The 5,227-nt window shown below is 68.6% G+C and carries 6 protein-coding genes; 3 read left to right on the top strand and 3 right to left on the bottom strand.

Going from position 1 to position 5,227, the window contains the following annotated elements:
* Window positions 1–251 precede the first annotated feature (251 nt).
* The 3 genes from G3N98_RS38330 to fliE form a co-directional block, all read right to left on the bottom strand.
* Entirely contained in the window at window positions 252–584 is a 333-nt protein-coding gene (locus tag G3N98_RS38330) for a flagellar protein FliT (protein ID WP_206151032.1), read from the bottom strand.
* Window positions 581–1,015, bottom strand: coding sequence for a flagellar export chaperone FliS (gene fliS / locus G3N98_RS38325; protein ID WP_089426551.1), 435 nt, complete (start codon window positions 1,013–1,015; stop codon window positions 581–583). The genes G3N98_RS38330 and fliS overlap by 4 nt, the downstream gene beginning before the upstream one ends.
* Window positions 1,016–1,209: 194 nt before the next feature.
* Window positions 1,210–1,554: a flagellar hook-basal body complex protein FliE gene (gene fliE, locus G3N98_RS38320; protein ID WP_046544213.1), complete on the bottom strand. Its 345-nt coding sequence runs from the start codon at window positions 1,552–1,554 to the stop codon at window positions 1,210–1,212.
* 248 nt (window positions 1,555–1,802) lie between these two features.
* Between fliE and fliF the strand changes: the two genes are divergently transcribed.
* Genes fliF through fliH form a run of 3 tightly spaced genes read left to right on the top strand, consistent with a single transcriptional unit; the run spans window position 1,803 to window position 5,227 of the window.
* Window positions 1,803–3,566 carry a flagellar basal-body MS-ring/collar protein FliF gene (fliF, locus tag G3N98_RS38315; protein WP_089426552.1) on the top strand — a complete coding sequence of 588 codons (1,764 nt, stop codon included), beginning with the start codon at window positions 1,803–1,805 and terminating at the stop codon, window positions 3,564–3,566.
* Window positions 3,556–4,551: a flagellar motor switch protein FliG gene (gene fliG / locus G3N98_RS38310; RefSeq protein ID WP_069249110.1), complete on the top strand. Its 996-nt coding sequence runs from the start codon at window positions 3,556–3,558 to the stop codon at window positions 4,549–4,551. The genes fliF and fliG overlap by 11 nt, the downstream gene beginning before the upstream one ends.
* The gene (gene fliH / locus G3N98_RS38305) at window positions 4,544–5,227 is read left to right on the top strand and encodes a flagellar assembly protein FliH (RefSeq protein ID WP_206151031.1); all 684 of its coding nucleotides are present in this window, start codon (window positions 4,544–4,546) and stop codon (window positions 5,225–5,227) included. The genes fliG and fliH overlap by 8 nt, the downstream gene beginning before the upstream one ends.

Below are 5,227 nucleotides of genomic sequence, written 5' to 3'. Positions count from 1 at the left end.
TGCCCGGCGTGCCGACCTGCGAGGTCGCGCCGCCGCTCGCGGGCGCCGACACGGTGCCGGTCAGCAGGCTGTCGAGGCGGCTCGCCAGCAGGGCCGCCGCAACGGAGTCGATACCGGTCATGATCGGAGCCTGCTCATCTCAGCCATATCGTTGCGAATCCGGGCACGGCACGCCGGTGCCGTCCGCGGGAACTGCGCGCCTGCCGCAACGGGCTTGTGCGCCCCCGCGCCCGTTTCCCTGGAAACGGGCCCTACCCGCGCGCGCGGTAGAGATCGGTCAATACCTTGGTCGAGCGCCGCGCCTCGAACAGCGCGGACAGCCGCGCGAGATCCGGGCTCGCGAGATCGCGAATCGCGGCGTCGTCGGCCAGGATGCGGCGGATCAGGTCGAGCTTGCGGCCGAGATCCGATTCGTCGAGCACGACGCCCGGATCGGCCTCCCTCAACCCGTCGACCAGCTGCATGAATTCGGCCTGCAACTCCGGCAACGCGCTCCAGTCGGCGCTGCGGGCAGCGCCCAGCATCCGGCCCGACACGGCGGCGAGCGCCTCGTAACGTTCGAAGTATTCGGCCTTGCGATTCATCGTGATGCTTCCACTGCCTGTTGTGCGGCCATCCGCGCGACTTCCGGGGCGATCCCCGTCCATGCTTCCTCGAGCGTCGCGAGCAGCCCGTCGACTTCGACCAGCATCGCATCGCTCGCCTGCGCATTGGCTTCGAGCAGACGCCGGGTGATATACGCATACAGCGCATCCAGCCGCGCCGCGATCTCGCCGCCCGCATCGAGGTTCAGCGACGCCTTCAGCCCGCTGTCGACGATCCGGATCGCCTTGCCGATCGCTTCGCCGCGCGCGGACACATTGCCTTGCTGCAAATGCATGCGCGCGAGCGCAACCGCCTGCCGCGCACCCTGGTACAGCATCGCGATCAACCGGTGCGGGGAAGCGCCCATCACCCCGGTCTCGACGCCGACACGCGCGTATGCACTGGCTCCAGCGTGTCCTGGGGAAAACATGCGCTTCTCCTTGTTGTGCCTTGGCTATACGGGAACCGCCGCCGTGCATCGCACGACGCGGCCTTCACCGGAGTTATCGGAAGGGATTTGGAAAGCTTTAGGCAAGCGGCGCGTGCCGCCTGGCGCAGCAAGGCCGGCCCGCAGCCCAGGCCGGATGGCCGTCCACGGATCGGTGTCCCTGAATAGCCGCCGTGTCAAACCGCCATCTGCATGATGTCGTTGTAAGCGCTCACTAGCTTGTTGCGGACCTGGAGCCCGAACTGGAAGCCGATGTTGGCTTTCTGCATGTCGACCATCACGTCGTTCAGCGACACGTTCGGCGCGCCGACCTCGAACGCCTGCGCCTCGCCGAGCGCGTGCTGCTGGTCGCCACTGATCTTGTCGAGCGACGCCTTCATCGCGCTGGCGAACGTGCTGGCCGTCGCCGCGCCCGAGCCGGCCAGTGCCGCCGTCGGGCTCGCGACGCCGCCTGACGCCTGCGCGGCCATCGACTGCATCTGTTGCAACACCGAACCGATTCCGCTGACGTTCGCAGTCATGCTGTCCCCAAAACTGAGAGAGAGACCCGGACGCACCGGGAGATCCGCCGGCGCCGCACCACGCGCGCCATGCCGGATTCCGAAAAAGGATAGCAGCGCGCCGCGCGTCAAAGCCGCGAAAGTACGGGGGAAACCCCGCTCTTTTCGGTCGATCGGAGTGCGGCCCGGGTCACGATAATCGCATCGTGTCATTGTCCGCCCGCTCGTCCGAGCGAGCTCAGTCGTCCCGCTCCGGAGAAACTCGACGCATGGATTCGCAGGCCAACTCGCTGATCAACCCAGACGCCCGCGCGGGCCTCGCCAGCCCGGCGCCAGGCGCCGCCGCGGCCGCCGCGTTGCCAGGCGTGGGTGGCGCAGGCGCGGACTTCGGGCTTGGCGGCTTCGCGGAACGCATCCCCGGCATCTCGCGGATGAAGGGCAACCCGAAGCTGCCGTTCCTGATCGCCGTCGCATTCGCGGTCGCCGTCATCACCGCGCTCGTGCTGTGGAGCCGCGCGCCCGACTACCGCGTGCTGTACAGCAACCTGTCGGATCGCGACGGCGGTGCGATCATTGCCGCGCTCCAGCAGGCAAACGTTCCCTACAAGTTCGCCGATGCCGGCGGCGCGATCCTCGTGCCGTCGAACCAGGTGCATGAAACGCGCCTGAAGCTCGCCGCGATGGGGCTGCCGAAGGGCGGCTCGGTCGGCTTCGAGCTGATGGACAACCAGAAATTCGGCATCAGCCAGTTCGCCGAGCAGATCAACTACCAGCGCGCGCTCGAAGGCGAGCTGCAGCGCACCATCGAATCGATCAACGCGGTGCGCGGCGCGCGCGTGCATCTCGCGATCCCGAAGCCGTCGGTGTTCGTGCGCGACAAGGAAGCGCCGAGCGCGTCGGTGTTCATCGACCTCTACCCGGGTCGCGTCCTCGACGAAGGCCAGGTCCAGGCCATCACGCGGATGGTGTCGTCCGGCGTGCCCGACATGCCCGCGAAGAACGTGACGATCGTCGACCAGGACGGCAACCTGCTGACCCAGACCGCGTCGGCATCGGGCCTCGACGCGAGCCAGCTCAAGTACGTGCAGCAGGTCGAGCACAACACGCAGAAGCGCATCGACGCGATCCTCGCGCCGATCTTCGGCGCGGGCAACGCGCGCTCGCAGGTCAGCGCGGACCTCGATTTCTCGAAGCTCGAGCAGACGTCGGAAAGCTACGGCCCGAACGGCAATCCGCAGCAATCCGCGATCCGCAGCCAGCAGACCAGCAGCTCGACCGAACTCGCGCAGGGCGGCGCGTCGGGCGTGCCGGGCGCGCTGTCGAACACGCCGCCGCAGCCGGCATCCGCGCCGATCGTCGCCGGCAACGGCGCGAACGCGCCGCAGACGACGCCGGTGAGCGACCGCAAGGACCAGACGACCAACTACGAAGTCGACAAGACGATCCGCCATCTCGAGCAGCCGATGGGCAGCGTGAAGCGGCTGTCGGTCGCGGTCGTCGTCAACTACCAGCCGGTCGCCGACGCGAAGGGCCACGTGACGATGCAGCCGCTGCCGCCCGCGAAGCTCGCGCAGGTCGAACAGCTCGTGAAGGATGCGATGGGCTACGACGCGAAGCGCGGCGACTCGGTGAACGTCGTGAACAGCGCGTTCTCGACCGCGAGCGACCCGTACGCCGACCTGCCGTGGTGGCGCCAGCCGGACATGATCGCGATGGCGAAGGAAGCGGCGAAGTGGCTCGGCATCGCGGCAGCCGCCGCGGCGCTCTACTTCATGTTCGTGCGCCCGGCGATGCGCCGCGCGTTCCCGCCGCCCGAGCCGGCCGCGCCGGCGCTCGCCGCGCCGGAAGATCCGGTCGCGCTCGACGGCCTGCCGGCGCCGGAGAAGGCCGAGGAACCCGATTCGCTGCTGCTCGGGTTCGAGAGCGAGAAGAACCGTTACGAACGCAACCTCGACTACGCGCGCACGATCGCCCGCCAGGATCCGAAGATCGTCGCCACCGTCGTGAAGAACTGGGTGTCCGATGAACGCTGAAGGCTTGACCAAGAGCGCGCTCCTGCTGATGTCGATCGGCGAGGAAGAAGCCGCGCAGGTATTCAAGTTCCTCGCGCCGCGCGAGGTCCAGAAGATCGGCGCCGCGATGGCCGCGCTGAAGAACGTCACGCGCGAGCAGGTCGAGGACGTGCTGCACGAATTCGCGAAGGAAGCGGAGCAGCACACCGCGCTGTCGCTCGATTCGAGCGACTACATCCGCTCGGTGCTGACCAAGGCGCTCGGCGAGGACAAGGCCGGCGTGCTGATCGACCGCATCCTGCAGGGCAGCGACACGAGCGGCATCGAGGGCCTGAAGTGGATGGACTCGGCCGCCGTGGCCGAATTGATCAAGAACGAGCATCCGCAGATCATCGCGACGATCCTCGTGCACCTCGACCGCGACCAGGCATCGGAAATCGCGTCGTGCTTCACCGAGCGGCTGCGTAACGACGTGATCCTGCGGATCGCGACGCTCGACGGCATCCAGCCGGCCGCGCTGCGCGAACTCGACGACGTGCTGACGGGCCTGCTGTCCGGCAGCGACAACCTGAAGCGCAGCCCGATGGGCGGCATCCGCACCGCGGCCGAGATCCTGAACTTCATGACGAGCGTGCATGAGGAAGGCGTGCTCGAGAGCGTGCGTCAGTACGACGCCGAACTTGCGCAGAAGATCATCGACCAGATGTTCGTGTTCGAGAACCTGCTCGACCTCGAGGATCGCGCGATCCAGATGGTGCTCAAGGAAGTCGAGTCGGAAACGCTGATCATCGCGCTGAAGGGCGCGCCGCCGGCACTGCGCCAGAAGTTCCTCGCGAACATGTCGCAGCGCGCGGCCGAACTGCTCGCCGAGGATCTCGACGCGCGCGGCCCGGTGCGCGTGTCCGACGTCGAGACGCAGCAGCGCCGCATCCTGCAGATCGTGCGCAACCTGGCCGAGAGCGGCGCGATCGCGATCGGCGGCAAGGCGGAAGACGCGTATGTCTGATTCGGCGAGCGATCGCGCGGGCACCCTCACCGCCTACCAGCGGTGGGAGATGGCGTCGTTCGACCCGCCGCCGCCCCCGCCGCCGCCCGACGACGCGGCAGCGGCCGCCGCCGCGCTCGCCGAGGAACTGCAGCGCGTGCGCGACGCCGCGCACGCCGAAGGCCATGCGGCCGGCCATGTCGAAGGCCAGGCGCTCGGCTACCAGGCCGGTTTCGAGCAGGGCCGCGAACAGGGTTTCGAAGCCGGCCAGGCCGACGCGCGCGAACAGGCCGCGCAGCTCGCGGCGCTCGCTGCGTCGTTCCGCGAGGCCGTGTCGACCATCGAGCACGATCTGGCCGCCGACATCGCGCAGCTCGCGCTCGACATCGCGCAGCAGGTCGTGCGCCAGCACGTGAAGCACGATCCGGCCGCGCTGGTTGCCGCCGTGCGCGACGTGCTCGCGGCCGAACCCGCGCTGTCCGGCGCGCCGCATCTCGCGGTGAATCCGGCCGACCTGCCCGTCGTCGAAGCCTATCTGCAGGACGATCTCGATGCGCTCGGCTGGAACGTGCGCACCGACGCGTCGATCGAGCGCGGCGGCTGCCGCGCGCACGCCGCGACCGGCGAGGTCGACGCGACGCTGCCCACGCGCTGGCAGCGCGTCGCCGCCGCGATCGGCAAGGTGAGCACGGGGTGA

The organism is Burkholderia sp. Tr-20390 (genome assembly GCF_017104595.1).
GTDB lineage: Bacteria > Pseudomonadota > Gammaproteobacteria > Burkholderiales > Burkholderiaceae > Burkholderia.
Note: the sequence above shows the minus strand (reverse complement) of the source record. Positions and strands in the feature narration are given on the sequence as shown.